Source organism: Colwellia hornerae (genome assembly GCF_007954355.1).
GTDB classification, from domain to species: Bacteria; Pseudomonadota; Gammaproteobacteria; order Enterobacterales; family Alteromonadaceae; genus Colwellia_A; species Colwellia_A hornerae.
Map to the genome: position 1 here is coordinate 128,644 of NZ_VOLR01000011.1, position 26,712 is coordinate 155,355.

A 26,712-nucleotide genomic window follows, 5' to 3' on the forward strand; every position below is an offset into this window, starting at 1 on the left:
GCTTTACCTAATACTCTTTTACACAAGTTGATAACACTTTTGATAATACTGGCCTTGATTGGATAGTGTGGGAAGTTGAAACATCTTATAATGCTATGTTTCACTTTTTATTGGCTACAATAATATATCACGGGGCAATAAAAGAGAATATAAAACGTTTGAAAATGCAACAAACACCCGTTTTACTTGAATATTACTGACAAAAAGCTATTTCTTGCTGCTTAGGGATCGCATCTGTTGACCAGTTTTCAATTGCCCACTCTATTATTTGCGTGGCGGAATGAGCATAAAGCGCTTCTGGAGGGTGCTGTCCTAGAAAATTAAGTGCTGCGATTAATGAAGGCGTTGGGTTTTTATTATCAATGGCAGGGGCTTTATTTTGCTTGCTGAGTTTAAAACCAGGCTCAGTAACAGCTAATGGAACATGACCAAACTGTGGTGCTTGATAGCCTAATTGTTGATAAAAACTTAACTGTCTTACCGTAGGTTCAAGTAGATCACAACCGCGAATGACATGGCTAACGTTTTGATAAATATCATCGACCACTACCGCAAGTTGATAAGCAAATAACCCATCTTTTCTGGCTAAAATAAAGTCTTCTTTGGCTAGCTTTTGCGGACAAAAATAATCACCTTGAATTAAGTCATGATAGTGATAAATACCATGCAAGTTGCGTAATCGAGTAGCACTGTTTTTTTGAGGATGATTTTTATCTTTGCACTGACCTTGATAAATCCCACCCTGAGCCTTGACTTGTGCACGAGTGCATTGGCAGTGATAAATGAGTTTTTGCTGTGCTAATTGTTGTAAAACGTCTCGATATAAATCACTTTGCTGACTTTGATATAAAACAGGTTCATCCCAATGAAGCCCATAAGCATCAAGTGTTGCTAAAATAGCAGAACTGGCACCAATCATTTCACGGGGCGGGTCTATATCTTCAATACGAACTAACCATAAACCTTGTTGGTGTTTGGCATGCAAATAACTGGCGAGAGCTGCAACTAAAGAACCAAAATGAAGGAAACCAGAGGGAGAGGGAGCAAAACGGCCACGATATTGAGTAGTAGATTTACTCAAATATTGTGGCCGTGTAATATTAATTTTGTCGTGATTCATATAATGAACACGTTACAGTAATATCATTTAATCAAAAAATTAACCGGCTAATTGACGTTCTTTAATTTCAGCAAGTGTCTTACATTCAATACATAAATCAGCAGTTGGGCGTGCTTCTAAACGACGAATGCCAATTTCAATACCACATGAATCACAGAAACCAAACTCGTCTTCTTCGATCAATTGTAATGTTTTTTCAATTTTTTTAATGAGTTTACGTTCACGATCTCGCGTACGTAGCTCTAAACTGAACTCTTCTTCTTGAGCTGCTCGGTCAACCGGATCAGGGAAGTTTGCTGCTTCGTCTTGCATATGCATAACTGTGCGGTCAACTTCTTCTCGAAGTTGCACTCGCCAAGCATCAAGAATCTTCTTGAAATGCTCTAATTGAGCAGCGTTCATGTACTCTTCGTTGGCTTTCTCAGCGTATGGCATTACGCCCGCTAATGCTAAAATACCTAGTACTTTTTTGGCTGGCATGCTTATTCTCCTAAATGCTACATCGACCTACATGGCGAAGTTGTTGCTCTTTCATTAAAAGCTACATCCGTGGTTGCAATTGCCAATAATAAATAGACCTGAAATACCCAGTCTATATTGCGTTGCACGAATCAAAATTCAAGGCTTTCATTATAATTAACTTAAAAAATAATTATTTTGTTTTTAAATCAAACGGTTATGGATTCGTTTGGGAAAATCAAAATGTTTTTGTATACTATTTTTTAACAATTTATTTTTGAGCAAGCTTTTTTAACAATTTTTGTTAGGGTGAGTCAATGTATTTAACTCTTTTTTTTGGTTCATCGGTTACATTTTCCACTAACTTTACGGTCAATGGCTCGACCAAAGACATTTTAATGTTGCTGACAGCTTTATCAAAGCTTACTTTATAAGCAATAACTTCAACACCCTGCTGCATAGCCTGTGATAAAAGCTCTGCATATTTAGCATCAATATGCTGTGCGGCCATAACGCTTTCAATACCACTATGGAGTACAGCAAATAATAAAATAGCGCGATGACCTTGTTGTTTCATTTGCATAAGCTCACGTAAATGCTTCTGGCCGCGAAGCGTCACTGCATCAGGAAAATAGCCTTGTGTACTTTTAGGGCCATTACCTAATAGGGTAACACTTTTAACTTCTATATAAGTTTCAACATCATTTTCGTCAGTGAGTAAGAAGTCTATTTTACTATTTTCATCACCATATTTGACTTCTCGTCTTAAGTTTTTATAGTTACGCAGTTCATTAATTGTTTTATTGGTCAGTGCTTCTTCAACTAATTCGTTGGCACGCAAAGTGTTTACACAAATGAAATGATCATTTTGTGTTTGGGTGATCTCCCAACTGTATGGGTATTTACGTTTTTTATTATCTGAAGTGCTATACCAGACCGTATCATCTGCTGTGGCACAACCGGTCATAGCACCCGTGTTAGCGACGTGAATTGTCGTTTCAATACCATCCTCTAGGATGATATCTGCAAGGAAACGTTTATAACGTTTGATTAAAGTCGCTTTTTTAAGATTTATGTTCATTGGAAGAATAAATGATAAGTTTTATTAATTTTACGTTATGTACTGATAAACCGCTAATTTTTCTTAATGCTTGTTAACTGGCTAAAGTTATTAGCTGAAATTATTTAAAAGTTAATGACGTTGTTGAAATATCTACATTGTTAAAAATTATTAAAGCTAAAATCATCAAGTCCAAACGGTGTCGAGGGTTTAGTCATAAATAGCGAGTTGGTGTGTTTAGCAGACTCAGCCGAGGCAGTAAAAATTGAAGACTTTTCTTGTTGTTTAGTCTCTATATATTGGTTATCTACGTGTTATAGTTACCATTATAAATATTCTTTAATAAATAATAATTTTAAGTTTATTCCTTTGAGATAAGAAAAATCTATCTTAAAATCAATTTATTATATTCTTCTTAGCCTTTAAAGGTTTTTAAATGAACAGTATTCCAACGTTTTTATTCATTATTGCTTCTTTAATTATAATGCCAGCTAGTGCTGCTGAAGATTCCTATGAGTTAGCATTAAAAGCATTTAAGCAAAAAGAGATCAGTACTGCTGAAATCCACTTAAAAAATGCTTTGAAAAGCAACCCCAAAAATTTACCCGCTAAACTTTTACTTGCCAAAGTGTTTATTGAGAAAAAATCCGCGCATTTAGCCGAGCAAGAGTTAAATGATGCGTTATTAAAGGGGGCTGACTTTAATTTGGTCGCTGAGATATTAGCTAAAAGTTTATTGTTTCAAGGTAAGTATGATGAAGTGATTTTACTCAATGAAGATAATAAACTTAATCAAAGAAGTAAAGTTAGCTATGAAATGGTTAAAGCTGAAGCACTTCAAGCGAAGGATGAAAGTGCTAGAGCTGAAGCTATTTATCAAGCAACCCTATCGTCAATACCCAATCATTTGAAAGCTAATTTGGGGTTAGCTAATTTGTATCTTGACCTGAATTTATTAACTAAAGCCGAAGCTATTATCACTAATGCCGAAGGGTTTGCAAAGACAGAACCTGAATTTTGGTTAGTGAAAGGGCGTTGGTTACTCATGGCGGGTGACCTAACTCAAGCATTAGTATTATTTGAACAAGCCAATAACGCATTTCCCAATAATGTTAAAACACTAAAATATATTGTAAATGTTTACATAGGGTTAAAAGAATATTTAAAAGCGGAAACTCTAATTGAAGAAGTCTTAGTGCTAGCACCTAATGATCCCCATACTCAATTTTTGAAAAGCGCTATATTAAGAGACTTAGACGAAGTCGCCTTATCAGAACAAGTCTTAATGCAATTAAGTACTCAGTTAGCGTCCATTGATAGTAAATTTATGGATAAACAACCGCAACTACAATTGATTGATGCTATGACCAGTTACGGGCAAAAAAATTGGGAGCAAGCAAGGAGTAAATTAAACAGTTATCTGGTAAATGAACCAAATGATATTAATAGTGCGATGTTATTGGCTGATGTCTATTTAAAGCAAAACCAAGGTGAGAATGCCTTAAAATTATTAAGTGATTACGAAGAAAAGTTAATTCCTAATAAAGATTATGCAACGATTCTTGCCAGCCTATATATCCAATTTAATCAAAATTTCAAAGCACAGCCTTATTTAGCAAGACTTAATCAACGTTATCCTAATGATATCGGAATTTTAATTTTAACAGCAAAGATATTATCTGAACAGGATAAGGACTTAGAAGCGCTTAATTTACTCAAAGAAGCCCAGCTCACAAAAAATTCACTTTATTTACAAACGTTAGCGGCACTTTCTTTAAAACTCGGTAAGTTAGATGAAAGCCAATCCTACATTTCATTAATTATAGCCGCCGACCCTGAAAATATTAAATATAAATTATTACATGCTCAATTAATGCTGCAGCAAAATAATGTTGAACAAGCAACTGACATTATTACCGACCTTTATGCTACAAATGCGGCTAATGTTGAAGTACAGTTTAATTATGCCTTATTACAAGATGTGCTTAGAAATAAAGATGTTGCTAGAAAAGTACTTCGTCAGCTTGTTATCGATAATAAAGAGCATACGCAAGCCTGGTTAAAATTAGCTGCATTAGAGTATCAGCTAGGTGATGTTAAAGCGGCGATTAGTATCTTAGAGCAACAGAAAAAGCAGGCTAAAGTGAATACTCGGGCGACATATCAACTTGCGGAACTTTATTTTAGCGAAGCTGATTTTGAAAGCAGTCTTTCTTTGATTAGTAATTTCCTGTTAAATAATCGTTTAGACACTTATGCAATTGAAATTAGAGCAAAAAATTTAATCGCTTTAAATCAAACGGAAGCCGCTAAACTACCACTGTCGCAGTTGTTTGGCTTTTGGTTGAATGATGCTAATAATCTTTTGCGTCTCAGTAGTTTACAACTTCGTATTAGAGACTATGCTGGCGCTGAAAAGTCGCTTGCTGTCGCGCTTGAATTAATGCCAAAGTCTTTACCTGTTTTCATAGAAACAATAAAGCTGCACGTTAGGCAAAGTAAATTTAAAGAAGCGGAAAACGCGATTAAATTAGCCGAAATCGCGGGTTTTAAGGATAATACTTACTTATTGATTTTAAAAGGTGATGTTGCTCGCGGCAGAGTAAATTTAGATCTTGCCTACTCATTATATGCTAGTGCCTTAGATAAGGACGAAAGTAATGTTGTTGCTTTAATTAAGTTAGCGCAAATTAGTCATAGTGATAAATTATCAAAGCAATTTATTCCATATTTAACTGTGTTGGTAAATAAAAAGCCTGATGCTATTCTTGAGAGAAGAATATTAGCAGAACATTTATTAACGCATGAACATTGGGATGCATCAAAATTTCATTATCAGTTGTTATTAACTCAACCACTACCTGCAGATCAACGGGCAATAGCGTTAAATAATTTAGCAACAATTCATATAATAACTAAAGATTATAAATTAGCGGTAATACAGGCTAAACAAGCGATAGAAATTATAAATACCATACCTGCTTTCTTTGATACTGCTGGGTGGGCGTTAACACTCTCTGGAGATGTTAAGGGAGGCCTAGGTTATTTGAGACAGGCTTATAGTATGTCTTCATCCGACACCGAAGTGAATTATCACTTAGCTTATGCTTTGGCTCAGTTAGGTAGAAAAGCAGAAGCGATTGAATACTTAAAGTTTCTAGTTATGGCACCTGATCATCTAAGTGGAGTGGCGTTAGGTAAAACATTATTATTTGAATTAACTCATTAACACTATCTTATTTTATATCAGTCGCATTAATGGCGACTGATATACGCTGAGATGCTGTACTTGGGTTTTATGCTATCGACACTAAAGTCATTAAGATCAAAGTAAAGTCAGTTAATAAGTGCTTAAAATTAATTTATGGTTAGTTACAACTTATCTTGTTGGTAAGATGAAAAACTTAGTTAGAGTGATATCCCGTTGCCATACTCGCCAGTGAGTATGGCAACGACAAACTAGCACAGCATAAATCTATGTGTACTATCATTCTACCGTTAACCTCATTTACATTATATTTTGATTAATGTATCTCGATTGCTATCCCTGTTCTTAAATTTTTAGTACATTATCGCGTTTTGATATCGTCTTATTGACGAAAAAATTGACATATATTGAGTTGCTAGTAACTATTCATATGGGGCTTAAGTAGGTATATAAATAACTGATACTGATAACAGCCAATTAAAGTAGCAAGTTTTGACACAAAAAAAAGCCGCATTTAATGCGGCTTTTGATTGATAAAGAATAAAGACTATCGTGTTTTTTTTCTGCTTAATACTAGGCCAATTAGCGCTGAACCAAAAACAAATAATGTAGTAGGCTCTGGAACCTGGACAGCTGAAAGCGTATTAATCGCTACCTTGTAATCTTCTACTTCACCCTGATGGTAGTAACCAGTAGAGGATAGTGTAAAGTCATTACCAGCAACTAGAGAATTCTCACATATTATACGAGCGCGCATCCAAGTATCATTAGCGACATTAATAGCAGGTATTGTAATTATCTCTTTGTAAATTCTTCGAGTATCAGTATTATTTTTAGTCATTAAATCTGAGTTACTAGAACCATTCTCATTTTTCGTACCATTCTTATCATGATTTTTATACCATGTTTCATTAATGATAATTTCAGACTCATCGAATTTACCGTCGCCGTTCCAGTCAGACCAAGCTTTTAGTTGGTCATACTCGTGATTACCTTCATTAGAGCGTGTAACAATAAATTTATATTCAACGTTAGCTCCAGCTGTTAACGCACCACGGCTAAATTTACTAGGCCATGTGCCGTCTGAATTTTGTACTCTCCATCTAACGCCGTTATCGCCAGAATCTTTGTCCTTATTGCTAGTCTCTGCATTCCAACCTAAATTTTTACTAGCGTCGTCATCAGTTTCATCTGACTCACCTTCTAAAGCTATCTCTACGTTGTCACCGTTGTCATCTTTGATTTTTGCTTTACCAAGCTGTTGCCAGTTATTGGTATCATGACAGGCAACACCGTAGTTAATACCTGTAGTCGTTTGAGTAGCATCACCATAGTCAAAAGTGGCAGTGCCATTATTGCTTTTTGATTCACAAGTTATAATTTTACTAGCGAATGAGACGTTACTAAAACAGAAAAGTGTTACTGTAATCGCTAAATATTTATTGAAAGTAAAACGCATTATTAAAAAACCTCTTAGCAGTTTAAAACTGCAATTTTAATATTATTACCTATTGGTGCTATTAGCACTAATCGTACCACTTTGAGTATTTTGTTTTTTAGTATTTTAAAACAATTACTTATATTTTTTTAGAAAGTATAAAATGATCGTTTATAATAAAGTGTAAAATAATCTGACAGGCTATGCTGCTTATCACTTCCAATAATTACTCATTATACAGCGTTATTGCAAATTAATGTAGTTCGATATAATCAAACAAGGCCATATAACTGGTGAATTGTACTGATTTACAACTATTTTGATAACAGTTAATAAGACGAGCATGGTTATTGTTAAATACAGTCAAATTATCGTTTTGTAAGGTTAGGCGCACTAAAATAGTCGAGTGTAGTCTGGTAATTTTTAGTGGCTCCCCAACGGTCAAACATGACTTTTGCGGGCTCTGATGTTAAGTATGAAAGGAAATTCTCATCCCAAATGCTTTTAAATTTTTGTCCCGAAGGAGAATCAGGGAAAGCCGCATGAATTTCTATAAAGCCAATAGGTTGTGAAGTTAAATTTGATGATGAGTTAGCCGTTTTTTTGTAGTTAATTATGTATTCAGCCTCTGTCATAATAATAAAATCAGCACGGCGATATTTTAGCATTTTAAATGCTTGAATAGGGGTGCTTACTACGCTAACTTGCTCATTCAGTATCGGTAGGCGTGCTTTGGCGTCTTCATCCATTGCCTGTAGCATAACTAATTTTTTATTCTTAAGAGTCGAAATCCCCTGCCAATCGATATTGTCTTCTTTGAGGTAAACGGCAAGTATTTTGTCTGTTTCATGAGGTGTATGTGAAAATATAACGGGTATATTACTATGCCTGATCATACCTATCATCATATCAGCTTGTCCCGATGCGACTTTTTTTAATGCACGCCTATAAGGATAAACCTTAATATTGACTTGATAGCCTAAAGGTTCAAAAATCGCTCTAACCATTTCGAATTGATAGCCGCTACCATCATTATTGGTTATATCAGGAATATACTCCCCAACTAAATTAAGTTGCTGGGTTTGTGCAAAGAGTGGGAAACATAATGAATAAAAAGCTGCAAACACCGCAATTTTTACTGTTCTAAAGACCATGTTTATTGAATCCGAATCAATATATCTGTTAAATATAGCATAATAGCCAAACATTAATAAACGTTGGTCTGATGATATATTCAATAGATACTTTCGACCTGCCGTTGATAAAGTGCAGCAAGAAAATCGCCGTATTATATCGTTAAATAATCTGTTTACTTGGTCAAACCAGCTTGTTTCGAGCTGAACTTCAGTTAGGTTTACAATAATCAGATAACTACTTTTCAAAAAATATCGGCTTTGCCTGAGGATAAGTATAAACTAAGCGGCATTAATTTATCATCTTCAGGACAGTTTATGACCCAAGCAACAAATATTCATTTATCAAAGCAGAGTAGCAATAATAATTGGCAAAGTGACAACCTTGTTCAGTTTGTTGATAACGAAGTTTATATCTGTTTGAAAGAGTCAAGCGGAACACCTTTAAGGCAAATTCAAAAAGCCGCACGAAGCATTGAAAAACTTGGCGTTAAGCACGCACGTTTATCTGGCGATAACTGGCAAGCCGATTCTCAATGGAGTTTTGCTCTCGGTTTTACTTGTGTGGGTAAATTAACTAACGTTGAATTTACTGGTAGCAGTGAATGTATCAATAATTTAAACGACAAATTAGCTGTTTTTGCTTGGAGCCGTGATTTAATTAATCAAACACCTTCTGAGCTATATCCGCTTAAATTGGCTGAGTTAGCAGCAGACTATATTAATGCTCAAGCACCTGCTTATGTCACCAGCAATATTATCTCTGGCGATGAATTGCAACAGCAAGGCTGGGTGGGCATTTATAATGTCGGTAAAGGCAGTATTAATCCACCGTGTTTATTAGAAGTTGATTTTAATCCAACAGGTGATCCTGATGCGGCTGTATCTGCTTGTTTAGTGGGTAAAGGCATTACTTTTGACAGTGGTGGTTACAGCTTGAAGTCAAACGCAGGTATGTTTGACATGAAATGTGATATGGGTGGTGCTGCTGTGGTTGCCGGGGCAATGGCTTTAGCCATTAGACAAGGTTTAAATAAACGCGTTAAGTTATTTTTATGCTGTGCTGAAAACATGGTCAGTAACGATGCTTATAAGTTGGGCGATATTTTAACTTATAAAAATGGTGTAACGATGGAAGTAGCGAATACCGACGCTGAAGGTCGAATAGTACTCGCTGACGGATTATTAGCAGCAAGCGAAACTAAGGCGCCGCTTATTATTGACGCAGCAACATTAACCGGTGCTGCGGTAATGGCTACTGGTGGTGAATACAATGCTTTATTTACTTTAGACAATCAAACTGCAGAGCAAGCTAAAAAAGCCGCAGAAAAAGTGAATGAGCCAATCTGGCAATTTCCGCTAGCCGCTTGGCACCAAGATAAATGTCCATCTGAATTTGCAGATACGGCAAATAGTCGTCCTGTTCCTGGTGGCGGTGCTGGTGGTGCAAGTAATGCTGCGGGATTTTTGTCTAGATTTGTCGACAATGAAGGAGCAGGTTGGTTACATTTCGATTTAGCGACTGCTTATAATGGCAGCAGCACTAGCCTCTTTAGTGCCGGTGGAACTGGCTTAGGTATTGCTACGATCGCTGAGTTAATTAAGTAATTTTAATGTAAGCTGCTAATCGATAAAAAGCACAATAATGAAGATTATTGTGCTTTTTTTGTTTAGACAGTTTTTATATTGATATTCTTAATTACTCATCAATCATTATAGTTAATAAAGGCAAATTTTATTGTTGTTAAAAACGTTTATTCGTAGTGGGTATTTACCCGTTTTAGTCTGGCGAACGAAATATAACAATATGGCTTGAAACGTTTGTGATAGAGTGACTATAAGCTTGTTACTCGACAATATTTCATAAAAACTAAAAATGTCTGTTTCTCCATTACCCATAGAAAACATCAAAGCGGAATTTCTTGATGCACTAACTCAGCATCAAACGCTTGTGCTATCTGCTCCGCCAGGCGCCGGTAAATCAACAGGTTTACCGTTATGGCTATTAGCACTTGGCCAATTTAAAGATAAAAAAATATACTTACTGCAACCTCGTCGTTTAGCGGCTAAAACAGTTGCTTGTTTTTTAGCTAAGCAAATAGGTGAGCCGATTGGGGAAACAGTGGGTTATCGCTTAAAAAATGAAAGTAGAGTATCTGAAAATACTCGACTGGAAGTTATCACTGAAGGTATATTCACCCAAATTATTCAGCATGACCCTGAGCTTGCAAAGTGTGCTTTAGTGATTTTTGATGAGTTTCATGAAAGGTCACTTCATGCAGATTTAGCTTTTGCATTGGCGCGAGATACGCAACTAGGCTTACGAGACGATTTAAAGATATTATTAATGTCTGCGACGTTAGCGACTGCTGAACTACTCAAGCAATTACCCGACGCCGTTTCTCTTGCTAGTGAAGGTCGAAGTTTCCCTATTGATGTCAGTTATTCGCCGGTGAAAAATAGCCGATTATGGCGTGAACACGCCGTGAGTATTTGCAAAAACGCGCTAAGCTCACACCAAGGTTCAATATTGGTTTTTTTACCGGGTATCGCCGACATTCGTTTTCTTGCTGAAAAGTTAGTTGAGTTATTACCTAAGCATTTTTTATTGTGTCCACTCTATGGCAACTTAACGCTTGCCGAGCAACAACAGGCCATTTCACCTACCGAGCAAGGGCTTCATAAAATTGTTTTAGCAACGAATATTGCAGAAACGAGTTTAACCATCGAGGGTATTGATTTAGTTATAGACAGTGGTTTAGAAAAAGTCGCCATTTACGACCGACAAACGCTGACAAATCAGCTACAGCAGCGTAATATTTCTAAGGCCTCGGCTATACAACGCATGGGACGTGCGGGGCGAATGGTGGCAGGTAAATGTATTCGACTCTACAGCGTCGAAGATTTTCAGCGTAGGAACGAACAAAGTACCAGTGAAATTCAACAAGCTGATTTACTCCCTATGGTTATAGAAGTTGCACGCTGGGGTGTTAAGCAATTTAATGAACTACCTCTGATAGAACTTCCGGCAAAACTACTCGAAACTCAAGCATGGCATGAATTACAAAAGCTACAGATACTAGACGATAAAAGAAACTTAACTCCACTTGGCAAAAATGTTGCTGGTTTTGCTTGCCATCCACGTTTTGCTAAAATGATCGTGAGAGCCGCAGCATTAGAAAAAAAACATCAATGTCTAGGATTAACAAACCTTGCCGCATTGTTAGCGTCATTACTTGAAGACCGAGATATATTTCGTGGTGAACGTGCCTTTACTGATTGTGACTTACGTCACCGTTTAAGTGAATTAATTCAGCATTCGACCAGCAAAAAATATCAGTCATTTTTTCTACAAACAAAAAAACACTTACAAAAAATTAATAAAGTTTCATTGACTAATTTATTAAGGTTACCACTGGAATTAACCGGATTATTACTTGCTTTAGCTTATCCCGAGCGTATTGCTAAACAACGGGCACAATACGGTCATTTTTTAGCTGAAAATGGTAAAGGCCTTATTATCAATGAGCAGGATGCGCTGGCGAGTGAAGATTACATTGTGGCTGCTAATTTGGCCGAATATCAACAAAAATTACAAGTAAGACTTGCTGCGCCGGTCGATATTGAACAGCTCATCGGTTGGGAAATTATTGCTAAAAAGCAAATAAAGCAGCTTAATTACGATTCGAAAACCCAACGTATAAGTGCTAAGCAGCAAATGGTATTCGGTGCCATTGTCTTGTCAGAACAACCCAGCAATGAACAAATAAGTGATGAAGCTCTGGCTACTTTATGGCAGCAACAAATTGAGCGATATGGCCTGTCATATCTTCATTGGCGTGAAGGGGATCAAAAATTACTCAGTCGTTGGCGTTGGATTAATCAAACTCAGTCGCAGTTAAATTTTCCTAATGTTGAGGAAAGCGCCTTATTACAAGACTTAGCTTTATGGTTAGTCCCTTTCATCGGTGCAATAAAAAATAAAAACCAGCTAGATAAAGTCAATTTATCATCGGCATTATTATCGTTACTTGATTATAATCAGCAAAAAACCTTGGCTCGTATTGCCCCTGAGCATTTTGTTGGTCCAACAGGAAGACGTTGTCCAATTCGATATAGTGTCGAGCAAGCGCCAATTGTTTCAATGCCTATGCAAGAGCTTTATGGCGTGAGTGTTACCCCTAAGGTTGGCGATGATCAACATAACAGCGATGTTTCCTTGATTATTGAACTACTATCGCCGGCAAAAAGGCCTATTCAAGTGACACAAGATCTGATTGCTTTTTGGCAAGGAAGTTACAAGGAAGTGCAAAAAGAGATGAAAGCAAAATATCCTAAGCACTTTTGGCCCGATGATCCCGCTAATGCAAAGGCGACTAACCGCGTTAAAAAATATATGTAATGAAGCGTTAGCTTTATTAACGGATGAAAATACCATTTAAAATGACTAATAATGTGAAAAAAGAAAGTAAAGAAAAAATCGCCACTAGGGCTTCCTGGATAAGTTGGTGCTGGCATACCGCTTTGAAATTGTTCATTACCTTTATGTTTGTATTTAGCTTTTATGCCGTTTACCTCGACAGTAAAGTGAAAGATAAATTTGAGGGACAACGGTGGAACATTCCCGTGCAAGTTTATGGGAAAGTAGACAGCTTTAAAATTGGCGATAATGCTTCACTCGCTCAACTAAAGAAAAATTTACGCTTGACTGGGTATCAGAGCAAGCCACAAGTGCTTAATCCTGGTGAGTTTACTTTTTCAAAGACGACGCTGATTGTTTATCGTCGCGCTTTTGATTTTGGCAACGGTAATACCCATGCCGAGCGCTTTACGATTAATATTACCGGTAACAAAATACTTTCCTTGTTTAATGAACAAGGAGCTATTGAAAGCTTTTCATTTGAACCTTACTTACTGGGTCGATTAGTGCCTGAAAACAAAGAAGATAGGGTGATAGTCTCACTACAAACAGTACCAGAACAACTCATTGATACCCTACTGTTAGTTGAAGACCGTGATTTCTATTTTCATGCAGGTGTCTCTCCTTTAGGAATTTTCCGGGCTTTGGTGGCCAATATTCGGGCAGGAAGAACTGTTCAGGGTGGCAGTACCCTAACACAGCAACTGGTTAAAAATATGTTTTTAACCCGTGATAAAACACTATGGCGCAAAGTTAATGAAGCGGTCATGTCGATTATTCTTGAGCTTAGATACAGCAAAGATCAGCTACTTGAAGCCTATATTAATGAAGTCTATTTAGGACAACACTATGCTAACGGTATTTATGGTTTTGGTTTAGCAGCTAAGTTTTATTTTGGTCAGCCGATCCAATCTTTAACTATTGAACAAATGGCCATGCTTGTTGGGCAGGTCAAGGGGCCGAGTTATTATGATCCTTGGCGTCATCCTAAAAATGCTAAAAAGCGACGAGATCTTGTGTTACGGTTGATGTATCAAAATGAACTGATCTCACAAAAAAACTATCAAGCTGCAGTCGTATCACCTCTATCCATTCGTGAAACTCGCCGTTTAGTCAATAAAAAGTTTCCTGCTTATTTACAATTGGTCAAAAAAGAACTTGCTGAAAAGCTTTCAGCGTTCCAACAACAAGCAGGGGTTCGAGTTTTTACGGGCTTTTCAATCAGAGCACAAATGAATGCGGAACAAACGATAGCTAAGCATATCCCTGAGTTAGAGATATTAAATAAAGGAGAATCCTTACAACTTGCGATGGTGGTTACTGATATCAAGTCGGGAGAAGTAACAGCTTTGGTTGGCGATAAGAAATCCGGTTATGCCGGCTTTAACCGAGCATTAGATGCCAAGCGCCCCATCGGCTCATTAGTAAAGCCGGCAATATATTTGGCCGCTTTAGAGCGTTATCAGCAATATAATTTTGCAACCTTATTAAGCGACGAACCTATTGTACTTGTCAGTGACGGCGGTAAAGAGTGGCGTCCAAATAATTATAATGGAAAATTCGAAGGTAAGGTAAGCTTACATGATGCTTTGGTCAGATCGTTAAACGTGCCAACGGTTAATTTAGGTATGCAACTCGGCTTAGAGAATATTGCTAAGATTTTTCATCTGCTAGGTTATCCCGAAGATATTGTTACCCGCCCTAGTATGTTATTGGGCTCTTTGAGCTTATCGCCATTTGAAATTAATCAGCTATATTTGTCTATAGCCAATCAAGGCTTTAAAAGTAACAGCCATGCGATTGACCGAATTGTCTCAGCACAGGGCGAAACTTTATGGCAATTTGAAGCACCAGACGAGCAGCTTTTTTCAACGCAAGCGATGTATTTACTCGACCATGCTTTATCGCAAGTAACCGAAGTGGGGACCGCTAAGTCACTTACTTGGCGTTTAGATGGCGCAGCAGTAGCTGGAAAAACAGGTACTACAAATGACCAAAGAGATAGTTGGTTTATTGGTTATGATAACGAAAACTTAGTGACTACTTGGTTGGGCCGTGATGATAACAAACCGACCAATCTAACAGGAAGTAGCGGTGCTCTAGTCTTGTTCGCACAGTTTATGAATAAAAATGGTGTCGTTAACAAAAGCCGTTTAATACCCGAAAATATTGCGTTGACTAATTTTGAGTCTTCCAGTGGTATCGCCGTCAGTATCGAATGTGCTGAAATGATTAGTTACCCAGCAATAACGACGGGTCTGTTAATAGAACCTCATTGTTTAGGAAAAAAAGCCGCAGAAAAAAAGAAAAAACAATCTTGGTTCGAACAGCTTTTTACTGATTAGCACTAAAAGTTAACCAAAGTATCTTACTTTTTTATTATGCATTTTCTTGCATGTTTTTTATACAGATACTATTGTATACAAAAATTAGCACGCTCATAGGATTGCTTGTTAATCATAAGGGATTGATATCACGTATAAAATCAATACGCTGGATCTGATATGAAGCATCGTTTAAGTTTTGGCTGTTATAATATATTTGCGAATAATATTGTTGAAGTAACCGCTGATGAAGGCGTCGAAATGACACTTGAAATGGTCGAGGAATGCCATGAATTTGTGCATGAGAATGTAAAAGGGGATTTTGCCCTGTTAATTAACCGCATTAATAACTACAGCTATACTTATGAAGCGAAACTTTCAGTCGCATCTTATGAAGGGTTAAAAGCGCTTGCTTTTGTTTGCTATTCCGAAAAAAGTGTCTTAGTGACTAAGAAATTGCAGGCAAGTCGTTCATTTGATCAATGGCAGTATCCGATATTTTCAGGTTTGGAATTAGGCTGGCAACAAGCTTATCATTGGCTTGAAAATGAATTGCTGGCCATTAAAGAAAATTAGCGGTAAGCGTTAATAAAAAGGGATAGCCATTGGTTATCCCTTTTTATTTTAAGGAGGGTCTTGTTAAAAGATTAGCACCCTTGTGAGTTAACGGACGTGGTTTAGTTGCTAAACCACGCTAGTTTTTACATTATAGTTGAGCAAAGCACTTATCAGCTGCAGCTAAGGTTAATTCAATCTCTTTATCGGTATGAGCCATAGATAAAAAGCCAGCTTCATAAGCTGAAGGTGCCAAGTAGATGCCGTTTTCTAGCATTAAGTGAAAGAAACGTCTGAACTTATCTGTATCACAAGCGGTTGCTTGTTCAAAAGTAGTCACCGGCTCTGGTGAGTCAGTAAAGAAAAAACCAAACATTGCACCAGCATAGTTAATGCTTAAAGACACGCCATTGCGTTCAGCGGCTGCTTTTAAACCCATAGCAAGCTTTTCAGTTGATGCACTCAATTGCTCGTGTTTATCGCCAATACTTAATTCATTTAATGCTGCTAAACCGGCAGCCATCGCGATAGGGTTACCTGATAAGGTACCTGCGTGATAAACCGGGCCAATAGGTGCGATATAATCCATAATCTCTTTTTTACCGCCAAAGGCACCGACAGGCATACCGCCGCCAATAACTTTACCTAAAGTTGTTAAATCAGGGACAATATTATAATGTGCTTGAGCCCCACCTAGCGCGATACGAAAGCCAGTCATTACCTCATCGAAAATCAATACACTTTTATGTTCATCACAGACTTCACGTAGACCTCCAAGGAAACCTTCTACCGGAAGAACACAGTTCATGTTCCCAGCAACAGGTTCAACAATAATACAGGCGATCTCATCTTTATATTTAGCAAAAATTTGTCGAACTTCATCAATGTTGTTAAAACTAACGGTTAATGTGTGCTTGGCAACATCAGCAGGAATACCTGGTGAATTTGGCACTCCCATAGTTAGTGCACCTGAGCCAGCTTTTACTAATAACGAATCAGCATGGCCATGGTAGCAACCTTCAAATTTTAAAATCTTGTCACGTCCAGTGTAGCCACGAGCTAACCGAATTGCGCTCATAGTCGCTTCTGTACCTGAGCTGGTCATACGAATGCGTTCCATTGACGGTACTAATTCACGTACCTTTTCTGCCATGGTAATTTCTAGCTCGGTTGGCGCGCCAAAACTTAAGCCATTTTGAGCGGTTTCAATAACTGCGGCTAAAATAGCCGGGTGGTTATGGCCTAAAATCATCGGTCCCCAAGAACCGACATAATCAATATACGCTTTGTCATCGGCGTCATAAATATATGCACCTTCAGCGCGTTTAATAAAACAAGGCGTACCGCCAACACCATTAAATGCACGAACAGGCGAGTTTACGCCACCGGGAATGATTTGTTTTGCGCTGTTAAAAAGTTGTTCTGAATGGTTCATAAATTGCCTACTTTGTTAATTATAATACGACTAACATTAAATAAACTATTGTCGCTTATATACTTAAGAATTATTTATTTGTTGGTGTACCAGGTAACTGGTTTTTCAAATTGGCTGAGCTTATTTTCTACACCCAGTGTTAAGGCAAATAATGCCATACGAACCAGTACACCATTTTGGGCTTGTCTAAAAATAGCTAGGTTGTCTAAATCATTTAAATCACTATCAAGCTCGTTTGCTTCAGGGCGCGAGTCACGTGGTAATGGATGCATTATCACAGTATGTTGCTGGCAAAACTGCTGATAAACTTCTTTATTTAAGCTGAAATGGCCGCGGTATAAATTAGCTTCGTCTTTACTGGCAAAGCGCTCTTGTTGAATACGCGTTTGATAGATGATGTCGCACGATAAATTATGATCAATTTTATCGGTGACCACGACTTGATGTCCGGCATTGGTTAACGATGAAATAATACTATCGGGCATATTGAGCGCGTCAGGAGATATCATCGTTACTTTCATGTTTTTATATAAACTGAGTAATTTAGATAATGAATGTACGGTTCTCCCGTGTTTGAGATCACCCATTAAAACAATATTTAACCCGTCTAAGGTTTTGTTATGCGGCGCCATTTCAGATTGAATGGTAAATAAATCAAGTAAGGCTTGTGTCGGGTGTTCATTAGCACCATCTCCGCCATTAATAACCGGTACACTGCTGCCTTTTGAAAACTCTTCAACTGAGTACATTGCTGGGTGTCGCATCGCAATTACATCAGAGTAACCGCTAATAACACGCGCCGTATCAAAGAGAGACTCACCTTTACTCAACGATGAGTTTTCTTGTCCAACGGTTTCACGAACAGCACCACCGAGAAGATTAAAAGCGGCACCAAAACTCACCCGGGTTCGAGTACTAGGTTCGAAAAAAAGATTATTGAGAATTGCACCATCTAAAACATGACAGCGTTTTTTACGCATGGCATAAGGTGCCATTAGCGATGAAACTTCTAAAATACGGGAGATAGCATCGCGATTTAGCTGCGAAACAGAAAGGATGTGACTTCCTTCAAACTTCATCATAAAAAGTTACCTAAAATTATAAGACTGCGACTATTTTTGAGGCAGGAATATAGCACAATTCAGAAATGTTGAGAATAGATTATCGTTGAAATTCAATTTCTGTTGGTCTAAATCAAAGAGCTCACCTAATTGATTGAAATTTCGTCATCAGCTATAAATCAAAAATATAGTTAAAGATCACTAATTAAAAAGGTTTTAAATAGACCAAATATAATATTACTAGCAATATAAGGACGGGAAATTCATTAAAAATTCGATAAAACTTTCCTGAACGTACATTTTTATCTTCTCTAAAATCTTTAACTAACTTAAAACAATAACCATGGTAAGCGAGCAGTAAAATCACTAAAGTTATTTTTAAGTGCAGCCATTTTGAAGCGATAAACCAAGCGTATCCATAATAATAAATCAAGGCTATGCCTAAAGAAACGGTTAACAGGGCGAAAGGTGTTACAAAATATAACAAACGTTTTTCCATGCCCTTTAAATGCTCTGCGACCTCATTACTAGAAGTTTCAGCATGATTAACGAACAGGCGTGGTAAATAAAAAACACCGGCAAACCAAGCGATCATAAAAAAAACATGGCAAGCTTGTAACCATAAAAGAGTCGTCATACTGTTGTTTTTCCTTCTAATAGATAACTTCTGATTTGCTCAAAAGTAATAATACCCAAGATCTCATTAGGATCATTATCATAAATATAGACACCACCATCTCGCTGTTCAATTAGGGCTAAATAGGCTTCAGCTAAAGTTGATTGGCTTGGTAAAGGTAGTAGTTGTAATTGTACTATTTCAACACGTTCAGTGATTGGGTCGTGTGCTATTTTTAACCATGAAAATGTTGAATAAGAGCTGAGATTTTCTGTTTTAGGTGCGGATTCAATAATAACATGATTTAACAATTCAATGTTTTTCAACGAACTTAATACTTCCACCGAACATTCTTGTTGATAAACGTTAATATTTTCCTGTAAAACGCCTAACACTCCGATACGTTGTAATGATTTTTCGATGGGGGATTTTCGATATTTTAGACCCTGTTGCTCAAGTTGCATAACAAACACCGATCGGTTTTTAAAAAATTGTCCTGAAAATACACAGGCAGTGGTTATGACTATCATCGCTGGCACAACGACTTCTAACTGATTTGACAACTCAACTACGGTTAACAATGCAGCAAGAGGAGCATTTAGGGTCGCCGCTAAAAAACCCGCCATACCCATTAATGCATAGTCACCAGCCAAGTTTTCTCCGGGTAGGTAACCGGTAACTAAGACTGAAACACAGGTGCCTGCAATCGCACCAATACCAATAATAGGACCGATAATACCGCCAGGAATACCTAAACCCAAGGCGGTAATTGTCATCAATATTTTGGCAAATAGTAAAACTAGCAATAACTGTAAATGAAGGTTGTTGTTTAACGCAAACGTTATTGCACTTAAATCTGTGCCCATAGCAAAGGGGACGAAAAAACCCAGTGTGCCAGTAATTAATGCTGCTAGCATGATGCGAGTTACGATAGGGATTGAGCTTGAATATTTTATAATAAGGACTAAGTATCGGTTAAAACCATAGGCTAATAAGCCGAGTATTAACCCTAATATAACCAGTGCAGGGTAATGATGGAAACTGAGGGATATTTTATTAAAATATCCAAACTCATGGGTAGGTCCCAAAAGGCTTCGGGTGATCATTGAACCGGTTAGCGAAGCGATCATTACAGGAATAAAAATATGTACTTTATACTCACGTAAAATAACTTCCATAACAAATATAACTGCGGCAATGGGGGTGTTAAAACAAGCGGAAATTCCAGCAGCAATACCACATGCACATAGTGTTCGTATGGTATTAAACGGCAGATTTAACTTGTTGCCAATATAACTGCTACAAGCGGCTCCTAAATGTATCGCAGGCCCTTCTTTTCCAACCGAAAACCCTGAGGCTAATGCAACCACACTGCCGAAAAATTGATTTAAGGTATTACGAAGTGGGATGATGCCATTAGCCACTTTTAAGCGGTGTAACACAAAAGGAATACCGGTACGCAAATACTGGTAGCCCGTCAGCCAAGCAAATAATAAAATCACTAATCCGCCGACTATAGGCAAATGGAAACGACTTAACGCATCTAAACTGGTATAGTTATCTTTTTGGCTTAAATAAAAGCTTTGGATTGTTTCAATGCTGAAGGTGAATAGCACAACTAAAAGTGCAGATGCAGTGCCACCTATAGCGGCTAACAAACAAAGTTGCCAAGAAGTTCTCGGTAAGGCTAAACGTTTTCTAAGTAAAGAGAGCGATATCATAATAATGAAAGGGGCACCTTTTATTGTTTTAGCCTAAAATATTTATTAACTCGTTGGATATCATAATACTTTTCAAATGAATTGGTTAGCAAAAATAAATCTAAATACGGTTGTTGTCCGTCTAGGCGCATTCCGTTCCGCGCTTTTACTTCTTCTCGTGATTGTCATTTGTCTCTACAGTGGCTATCGCGTTGGGAATTTTTATCATGGTTATCAAGTTAAAACGTTAGCGCAACAGCAAACGCGATTGAGTCAACTCTATGAAAAAAATGTTCAGCAAAATAGTCAGATTAATACCCTTGAAGTAGAGCTAGAAGTTGAACGCATGGCGAATCAGCACTCTCAAGAGCTTTTGAAAAGCATGGAATCTGAACATTATGAAGTCAAAAAAGAATTAGCTTTTTATGAAAAAGTAATGGCACCAGAAAAAACCGCTGATGGATTAGCTATTGACAGAATTATGCTTCATCCGACAGCCAGCCCACATCATTTTCGTTTTCAAATTGTCTTAGTGCAGCAGCAAGTACGTAAGCGTTTTGCTAAAGGCTATGTCGATTTTACTTTATTGGGTAGTTTAGATAATAAACCGAGCGAATTAAAATTAAGTAATATATCTGTATCGACAAAGAAAGATTTATCCTTTAGTTTTCAATATTTTCAAATTGTTGCAGGAGAGTTCACTCTTCCAGCAAACTTTTTACCAGAAAAGTTAGCGTTAGCTACTATTTTGCCAAAAAATCGATGGCAGAAATATCAGCGATTAGACGAGAGCTATATCTGGAATGATTTATTAAAAAACAGCCAATAATTTTGAATGTTTTTAGCTGAGTGATTGTCTTTGGCCAATAGCTTTCAATTAGCAAGGCACTTTCATTTTCTAATGACGATTTTGCGCCTTATTTTACTTCATTAGACATCGTTTTTTTTAATACACTTGACTATCTCAGTCAATACTTGACTAAATTAGTCAAGTTTAAGATAATACACGCGAGACACTCCCGTAACACCTTTGTAAGTAGAGCAATATGTCAACTCCCGAATTACCAATAAAATTTTCCGATGCCGCAGCTAATAAAGTATTGTCTTTGATCACAGAAGAAGAGAACCCGGAATTGAAGTTACGCGTTTATGTAACAGGCGGTGGTTGCTCAGGATTTTCATATGGATTTACTTTTGATGAAAAAGTGAACGACGGTGATATGACTATTGTAAAAAAAGGCGTCACTATGGTTATTGACCCGATGAGCTTACAATATTTAGTTGACGGAGAAGTTGACTATATTGAAGGCTTAGAAGGTAGCCGATTTTTAGTTCATAACCCTAACGCCTCATCAACCTGTGGTTGTGGATCTTCTTTCTCAATCTAATTATCTTTAGTTACCTTGCGATTAACGAAAAGCCAGCGATAATATCACTGGTTTTTTTGTGTCTTTTTTTCAGCCTGACCAGTACTTTTATTTAAGAAACCTTTTAAATTAGGTATGCTATTACATTTTATACTACCGCCAAGCAAGCTTGACATCGCTTTTACCGCGCTATTAAATGTACTGTTATTACAATCTACTTCTTTAATTTTTGCTGTCGCTAGCGCTAACTGATTATATTTGGTGATAGAGCGGTCAATCGTCCTCTTATCGGTCAAGAACTTATTTAAGTTGTCGTTTGCAGCGTTTTCAATAATTTGCTTATGTAAACGTTGCCTTAGTTTATCTAGTGAAGTTTTTCCTATTTTTTTCCCTAATATTTTCCGGGTTAAGGCGTTTTTATCGTTTGGCTGTTTAGATGGTTTTGCCGGCTGTATTTTTGTAGGGGGAATTTTTTTTGCCAACTTATTGCTAACTAATTTTTCAGCTACCGGCAGATCTTCTACAATTGCTAGCGAACCCTTCTTGGGAACAAGAGTCACTTGTTCCTTTTGCTGGGAAGGAAAATATAGACGTGCTTGAATTGGTTTAACTGAAGCGTGTTTCTCTACTGTTTTAAGTTGGGAGGGGGAAAACGGTTGCGTAAAAATGACCAGTAAAATTATATGTAAGATAATCGAGAAGGTCAGCCCTTTACTTAATTTATTCAAATGCACCTCCCTGTTTACTTTATATTTACTCCTGCAATATTGAGTTATAAATTTGAAAAAAGTTCAGTTTTACCTTAATTAACACTAATTAGTTTTAATAAAGATAGTTTGCTACTTTTTTAAGGCGAAGCTATTTGCATGTCGGCGTCAGATTCTTGATACTGAATTCATTCTATGATCAATAATACCTATAAAAGGGAATATAATGCTTAAAGTGCCTTTTCAATCTGTAATAAAAACGCTTGTGTTGAGTAGTGTTTTTTTAGCTTTATCAAGCTCAGCGGCAACACTGACTGAATCAGAAACTAAACAACTGACACAATTAAAAAATACCGCTCTGCAATCTGATTTATCCTATCAAGTCTTAGAATCTTTAACGACAGAAGTGGGCCATCGATTAATGGGATCAGAAGGTGATAGAAAAGCGATCATTTGGGCACAAGCTAAAATGAACGCATTAGGTTTTGATAAAGTGTGGACAGAAGAAGTCACGGGCACTTTTTGGCAACGCGGTGAAGCACAAGCGAAAATTATAACACCATACCCACATGACGTCGTTGCCATTGCCCTTGGTGGTAGTATTGCAACCAGTGATGAAGGATTGACTGGCGAAGTTGCTCACTTTGAAACCTTAGCGGACTTGATCGCGGCACCGGATAATAGTTTAAACGGAAAAATTGCATTTGTTTCTTATCAAATGGAAGAGCATATCGACGGTAATGGTTATGGTCCGGCCGTAGGTACACGTGTTGGTGGTGCAGTTGTTGCAGCTAAAAAAGGCGCGTCAGCATTAATTATGCGCTCTGTAGGTACAGACAATAACCGTATCGCTCATACCGGTATTATGCGCTACGAAGCTGGCGTTAAAAAAATTCCTGCGGCTGCGCTTTCAAATCCTGATGCAGACTTACTGGTTAATCAATTAAAACGTAACAAGCCAGTCAATTTCTATTTAAAGCTAACCAGTCATACAGACCCCAAAGTTACAGCTGTTTCTGCTAATGTTATTGGGGAAATAACTGGTAGTGAATTCCCTGATGAAATCGTCTCAATTGGTGCCCACCTTGATAGCTGGGATGTCGGTACGGGTGCATTAGATGATGGTATGGGTGTTGCTATGATGTTGGCCTCTGCTCATCACATTGCCCAATTACCTATACGTCCAAAGCGTACTATACGCGTCATTCTTTTTGCGGCTGAAGAAGTTGGCTTATTAGGTGCAAAAAAATATATGGAGGTCCATGAAAAGAATATGGCTAACCATATAATTGGCGCGGAATGGGACTTTGGTGTTGGTAAAATTTATAAAATGACTTCGGGTGTTGGTAAAGAATCATTAACGGCAATTAACGATCTTGCTAAACATCTAGCACCATTAGGTGTTGAATTATCAAACGATAATAATGCCCAAGCACAATCAGATATGAGTGTGATGAGCGCGGCAGGTATGCCAAGCATGAACTTTGCTCCTGATGGTACAAAGTACTTTGACTATCACCATACAGAAAACGATACCTTGGACAAAGTAAACGCAGATGACTTAAAGCAAGCAACTGCCGTTTATACCTTGTTTGCTTACTTTTCAGCCCAGTCAGAAATTAACTTTAGAAAATAACTGGGTGAGTCGTGAAAAATGAAGGCTTATTTTTCACGACTCATTATCTCATTCTCTCATCAGGCCTAAAATATAAAAGGTCATCACTTTGATTTAGTACCCGACCTTTTCTCTCTTATTGTTACAAGTCTCAGAAAACATTTATTGTTTTCTTGATTTTATTGGAACTATAAACTTAACTTTTAATGAATATACGCATTAAAAGTTGATAGAGGACCTCTAAAATTTTTCTCCGATTGTAAATCAATGGACTTCCACTTTGTTCCTTTAAGTCTTATTGAAAAAGGCAGATGGAATCTATTTGTGTTTACTCATGTTAATGCTGGTAAAGTATTAAATGGTGGTAGCGTTGAACATAGGTTTACTAAGAACGTGCCGAGCTGATTATCCTATGTTTCATAATAAGTTGAGCCTAACTATTGAATATCTGTAGGCTTACTTATCAAATAAATGATCTATAAAAATTTCTATAGGGTAAGGGCATTGTGTGGAAAGGACTCTAGTCATTGAGTTTTATATAAGCTCAGCTGAAGAGAATGCTAATGTAAAAGTAGTTAAAAGTTTTTGAAGGCCCAAAGGGTTTATTATTTAAGTATTTTAACAATGTACAAGGCAACGTACACCATTTACGATTAGGATAAATATGAAGTTTTTTAAAGAATTACCTATATTTCATAAAATTTTAGCGATATTAGCGATTGCAATTTTGAGTTTTGTTATTAACTTACTTATTAATATTACCGCTATTTCTAAAAACCAGATATTATTACAAACCATTCAAAATACCACTATTCACTTAGTTAACTTAACCAGTGAGAATGTTAATACTTGGCAACATGTAGACGAGCTTTACAACCAAAGTGTCTCTTTTGGTGATGAAGAGTTAATTGATCAAGCCAGCCAGTTAGTCGTGGTGTTAGCCGATAATTTAACACGTATTAACTCACTTGAACCTTCGTTCTCCGATACATCTGCACTGGTCTCATTAAGCAAAGAGTATAATGATATCGCGCGCAAGATTTCAGCAGGATTTATTAAAGAGGAAATTGATTTTCAATCGGCATCAACAAAAATCAGTATTGAAAAAAAGTCTAATGTTTTTCAAGAGGTCACTGAGCGACTAAAACAAGATAAAACAAAGGCGGCTATGGTATTTAATACCCTCGTTGAAGAAACAGTGACTAACTCTAGTGACTCAAGAGATTTAAGCATTTTAGTCGGTATTTTACTCTTGGTGATAATGTCACTATTGAGTATCGTAATTGCGCGTTCAATTAGTCATTCAGTTTTAAATATTGATGCCTCTTTAAAAGAATTGGCAGAAGGAGATGGCGATTTAACTAACCAAATTGAAGTAATGAGCCAAGATGAATTAGGCAGCGTTGTTAAGAACTTTAATGCTTTTACTCAGTTACTAAGAGGTATAGTTTCAGATGTTATTGATGTTGTTCCACCGCTAACAAAAAGTGCTGAACAATTAGCTGAAAAGGTACGTGATGTTGATGCCAATGTGCAAAGCCAAGCAGAAGTGGCTGAAATAACAAAACAATCCATGGTTGAAATGCAATTTAGTGTTACTGATATAGCTAAGTCTGCTGCAGAAGCTGCAAATGCTGCTGGCTCTGGAGAAGCAGAAGTGAACCGGGGCATGGAAAATGTTCAGCGCTCTTTACTTATCTCAGGCGAATTAGTCCACGAAATCGGTAATGCAGCTGATGTGGTTGATAGGCTTGCTAAAGATTCGCAGAACATGAACAAAATTCTTGATGTTATTAATGGCATCGCCGAGCAAACCAATTTATTAGCGTTAAACGCGGCAATTGAAGCGGCTAGAGCGGGTGAGCAAGGACGAGGCTTTGCTGTGGTTGCCGATGAAGTTAGAAGCTTAGCTTCAAGAACAGCATTATCCACTACTGAAATTCGTGGTTTATTAGACAAGCTAATTTCAGCTGCTGACCAATCGGTAAGTACCATGGGATTAGCACGAGAAAAAGCAAACAACAATGAAGAAATCTCGCTTGCAGTAGATAAGTCTTTAACAAATATTAAAGAGCAAATCGGTCACATCAGTTCAATGAACAGCCAAATTGCCACTGCAACAGAAGAGCAATCTTGCGTTGCTGAGACAGTTGTCAATAATATTGAGCAAATGTACAACAGTTTTGGAGCGACTCAAGCCGCGATTGAAGAGATTGGTAATGTGGCTCATTTAGTTGATCAAAATGCCATACAATTACAGAAGGCTACATCGAAGTTTAAAGTTTAAAGTTTAAGACTTCACCCTTCCATTAAGAGAAATTCGATGATTTTGTTCATATCTAGAGCAAAATCATCAGCTCTAATCCCGACCCTGTAACAAAATCTGTGTAACTGCCTATCATTAATACCCATATAGGGTTTAGGATAGGCAGACTATGAATAAGAAAGAACTAGAAGTATTTGCTAAGCAAGCAGCCAAAGGTATTAAGTCCGA

General features: G+C 37.3%; 19 protein-coding genes. 9 read left to right on the plus strand and 10 right to left on the minus strand.

Features of this window, described 5'->3' with window-relative positions; translation table 11 throughout:
- Positions 1 to 193 precede the first annotated feature (193 nt).
- The 3 genes from gluQRS to sfsA form a co-directional block, all read right to left on the minus strand.
- Positions 194 to 1,120 (minus strand): tRNA glutamyl-Q(34) synthetase GluQRS, encoded by a 927-nt coding sequence (gluQRS, locus tag ESZ26_RS09610; RefSeq protein ID WP_146796939.1) that lies wholly within the window; start codon positions 1,118 to 1,120, stop codon positions 194 to 196.
- A gap of 39 nt (positions 1,121 to 1,159) precedes the next feature.
- Positions 1,160 to 1,600, minus strand: a complete 441-nt coding sequence (gene dksA / locus ESZ26_RS09615; protein WP_070375528.1) for an RNA polymerase-binding protein DksA — start codon at positions 1,598 to 1,600, stop codon at positions 1,160 to 1,162.
- Between the two features lie 283 nt (positions 1,601 to 1,883).
- Positions 1,884 to 2,660, minus strand: a complete 777-nt coding sequence (sfsA, locus tag ESZ26_RS09620; RefSeq protein WP_146796942.1) for a DNA/RNA nuclease SfsA — start codon at positions 2,658 to 2,660, stop codon at positions 1,884 to 1,886.
- A gap of 415 nt (positions 2,661 to 3,075) precedes the next feature.
- Between sfsA and ESZ26_RS09625 the strand changes: the two genes are divergently transcribed.
- Complete coding sequence (locus tag ESZ26_RS09625) at positions 3,076 to 5,868, plus strand: tetratricopeptide repeat protein (RefSeq protein ID WP_146796944.1); 2,793 nt, start codon at positions 3,076 to 3,078, stop codon at positions 5,866 to 5,868.
- A gap of 526 nt (positions 5,869 to 6,394) precedes the next feature.
- Here ESZ26_RS09625 and ESZ26_RS09630 read toward each other — a convergent pair.
- Both ESZ26_RS09630 and ESZ26_RS09635 read right to left on the minus strand, forming a co-directional pair.
- Positions 6,395 to 7,306 carry a PEP-CTERM sorting domain-containing protein gene (locus ESZ26_RS09630; RefSeq protein WP_146796947.1) on the minus strand — a complete coding sequence of 304 codons (912 nt, stop codon included), beginning with the start codon at positions 7,304 to 7,306 and terminating at the stop codon, positions 6,395 to 6,397.
- 347 nt (positions 7,307 to 7,653) lie between these two features.
- Positions 7,654 to 8,523 carry a substrate-binding periplasmic protein gene (locus ESZ26_RS09635; RefSeq protein ID WP_146796950.1) on the minus strand — a complete coding sequence of 290 codons (870 nt, stop codon included), beginning with the start codon at positions 8,521 to 8,523 and terminating at the stop codon, positions 7,654 to 7,656.
- Positions 8,524 to 8,736: 213 nt separating this feature from the next.
- On the opposite strand from ESZ26_RS09635, the gene pepB reads away from it, so the two are divergent.
- The 4 genes from pepB to ESZ26_RS09655 all read left to right on the plus strand — a co-directional run bounded on the left by pepB (position 8,737) and on the right by ESZ26_RS09655 (position 15,738).
- Complete coding sequence (pepB, locus tag ESZ26_RS09640) at positions 8,737 to 10,026, plus strand: aminopeptidase PepB (protein WP_146796953.1); 1,290 nt, start codon at positions 8,737 to 8,739, stop codon at positions 10,024 to 10,026.
- Positions 10,027 to 10,294: 268 nt separating this feature from the next.
- Positions 10,295 to 12,820, plus strand: a complete 2,526-nt coding sequence (hrpB, locus tag ESZ26_RS09645; RefSeq protein WP_146796955.1) for an ATP-dependent helicase HrpB — start codon at positions 10,295 to 10,297, stop codon at positions 12,818 to 12,820.
- A gap of 23 nt (positions 12,821 to 12,843) precedes the next feature.
- Positions 12,844 to 15,183 carry a penicillin-binding protein 1B gene (mrcB, locus tag ESZ26_RS09650; protein ID WP_146796958.1) on the plus strand — a complete coding sequence of 780 codons (2,340 nt, stop codon included), beginning with the start codon at positions 12,844 to 12,846 and terminating at the stop codon, positions 15,181 to 15,183.
- A gap of 159 nt (positions 15,184 to 15,342) precedes the next feature.
- Entirely contained in the window at positions 15,343 to 15,738 is a 396-nt protein-coding gene (locus tag ESZ26_RS09655) for a hypothetical protein (protein ID WP_146796961.1), read from the plus strand.
- A 130-nt stretch (positions 15,739 to 15,868) separates the two neighbouring features.
- Here ESZ26_RS09655 and hemL read toward each other — a convergent pair whose 3' ends face one another.
- The 4 genes from hemL to ESZ26_RS09675 form a co-directional block, all read right to left on the minus strand.
- Entirely contained in the window at positions 15,869 to 17,152 is a 1,284-nt protein-coding gene (gene hemL / locus ESZ26_RS09660; protein ID WP_146796964.1) for a glutamate-1-semialdehyde 2,1-aminomutase, read from the minus strand.
- Positions 17,153 to 17,226: 74 nt separating this feature from the next.
- Complete coding sequence (locus tag ESZ26_RS09665; RefSeq protein WP_211361215.1) at positions 17,227 to 18,234, minus strand: aspartate carbamoyltransferase; 1,008 nt, start codon at positions 18,232 to 18,234, stop codon at positions 17,227 to 17,229.
- Between the two features lie 184 nt (positions 18,235 to 18,418).
- Positions 18,419 to 18,850, minus strand: a complete 432-nt coding sequence (locus ESZ26_RS09670) for a CopD family protein (protein ID WP_146796967.1) — start codon at positions 18,848 to 18,850, stop codon at positions 18,419 to 18,421.
- Positions 18,847 to 20,550 (minus strand): chloride channel protein, encoded by a 1,704-nt coding sequence (locus ESZ26_RS09675; RefSeq protein WP_146796970.1) that lies wholly within the window; start codon positions 20,548 to 20,550, stop codon positions 18,847 to 18,849. Before ESZ26_RS09675 ends, ESZ26_RS09670 begins: the two co-directional genes overlap by 4 nt.
- A gap of 76 nt (positions 20,551 to 20,626) precedes the next feature.
- Between ESZ26_RS09675 and ESZ26_RS09680 the strand changes: the two genes are divergently transcribed.
- Both ESZ26_RS09680 and erpA read left to right on the plus strand, forming a co-directional pair.
- Positions 20,627 to 21,358, plus strand: a complete 732-nt coding sequence (locus tag ESZ26_RS09680; protein ID WP_146796973.1) for a DUF6776 family protein — start codon at positions 20,627 to 20,629, stop codon at positions 21,356 to 21,358.
- Between the two features lie 217 nt (positions 21,359 to 21,575).
- Entirely contained in the window at positions 21,576 to 21,917 is a 342-nt protein-coding gene (gene erpA, locus ESZ26_RS09685; protein ID WP_070375537.1) for an iron-sulfur cluster insertion protein ErpA, read from the plus strand.
- 44 nt (positions 21,918 to 21,961) lie between these two features.
- On the opposite strand, the gene ESZ26_RS09690 is transcribed toward erpA, so the two are convergent.
- A complete protein-coding gene (locus ESZ26_RS09690; protein ID WP_146796975.1) occupies positions 21,962 to 22,624 on the minus strand; it encodes a hypothetical protein in 663 nt (220 codons plus the stop codon).
- A gap of 205 nt (positions 22,625 to 22,829) precedes the next feature.
- Here ESZ26_RS09690 and ESZ26_RS09695 point away from each other — a divergent pair, with 205 nt between their 5' ends.
- A complete protein-coding gene (locus ESZ26_RS09695) occupies positions 22,830 to 24,239 on the plus strand; it encodes a M20/M25/M40 family metallo-hydrolase (protein ID WP_223271594.1) in 1,410 nt (469 codons plus the stop codon).
- Between the two features lie 643 nt (positions 24,240 to 24,882).
- Positions 24,883 to 26,505, plus strand: coding sequence for a methyl-accepting chemotaxis protein (locus ESZ26_RS09700; protein WP_146796978.1), 1,623 nt, complete (start codon positions 24,883 to 24,885; stop codon positions 26,503 to 26,505).
- Positions 26,506 to 26,712: the final 207 nt, after the last annotated feature.

Coding starts and splice junctions, on each gene's coding strand:
- mrcB (WP_146796958.1), top strand. CDS start 12,844: ATGAAAATACCATTTAAAATGACTAATAATGTGAAAAAAGAAAGTAAA.
- gluQRS (WP_146796939.1), bottom strand. CDS start 1,120: ATGAATCACGACAAAATTAATATTACACGGCCACAATATTTGAGTAAA.
- dksA (WP_070375528.1), bottom strand. CDS start 1,600: ATGCCAGCCAAAAAAGTACTAGGTATTTTAGCATTAGCGGGCGTAATG.
- ESZ26_RS09625 (WP_146796944.1), top strand. CDS start 3,076: ATGAACAGTATTCCAACGTTTTTATTCATTATTGCTTCTTTAATTATA.
- ESZ26_RS09675 (WP_146796970.1), bottom strand. CDS start 20,550: ATGATATCGCTCTCTTTACTTAGAAAACGTTTAGCCTTACCGAGAACT.
- ESZ26_RS09680 (WP_146796973.1), top strand. CDS start 20,627: ATGAATTGGTTAGCAAAAATAAATCTAAATACGGTTGTTGTCCGTCTA.
- ESZ26_RS09630 (WP_146796947.1), bottom strand. CDS start 7,306: ATGCGTTTTACTTTCAATAAATATTTAGCGATTACAGTAACACTTTTC.
- ESZ26_RS09665 (WP_211361215.1), bottom strand. CDS start 18,234: ATGATGAAGTTTGAAGGAAGTCACATCCTTTCTGTTTCGCAGCTAAAT.
- hrpB (WP_146796955.1), top strand. CDS start 10,295: ATGTCTGTTTCTCCATTACCCATAGAAAACATCAAAGCGGAATTTCTT.
- erpA (WP_070375537.1), top strand. CDS start 21,576: ATGTCAACTCCCGAATTACCAATAAAATTTTCCGATGCCGCAGCTAAT.
- pepB (WP_146796953.1), top strand. CDS start 8,737: ATGACCCAAGCAACAAATATTCATTTATCAAAGCAGAGTAGCAATAAT.
- hemL (WP_146796964.1), bottom strand. CDS start 17,152: ATGAACCATTCAGAACAACTTTTTAACAGCGCAAAACAAATCATTCCC.
- ESZ26_RS09670 (WP_146796967.1), bottom strand. CDS start 18,850: ATGACGACTCTTTTATGGTTACAAGCTTGCCATGTTTTTTTTATGATC.
- sfsA (WP_146796942.1), bottom strand. CDS start 2,660: ATGAACATAAATCTTAAAAAAGCGACTTTAATCAAACGTTATAAACGT.
- ESZ26_RS09700 (WP_146796978.1), top strand. CDS start 24,883: ATGAAGTTTTTTAAAGAATTACCTATATTTCATAAAATTTTAGCGATA.
- ESZ26_RS09695 (WP_223271594.1), top strand. CDS start 22,830: ATGCTTAAAGTGCCTTTTCAATCTGTAATAAAAACGCTTGTGTTGAGT.
- ESZ26_RS09655 (WP_146796961.1), top strand. CDS start 15,343: ATGAAGCATCGTTTAAGTTTTGGCTGTTATAATATATTTGCGAATAAT.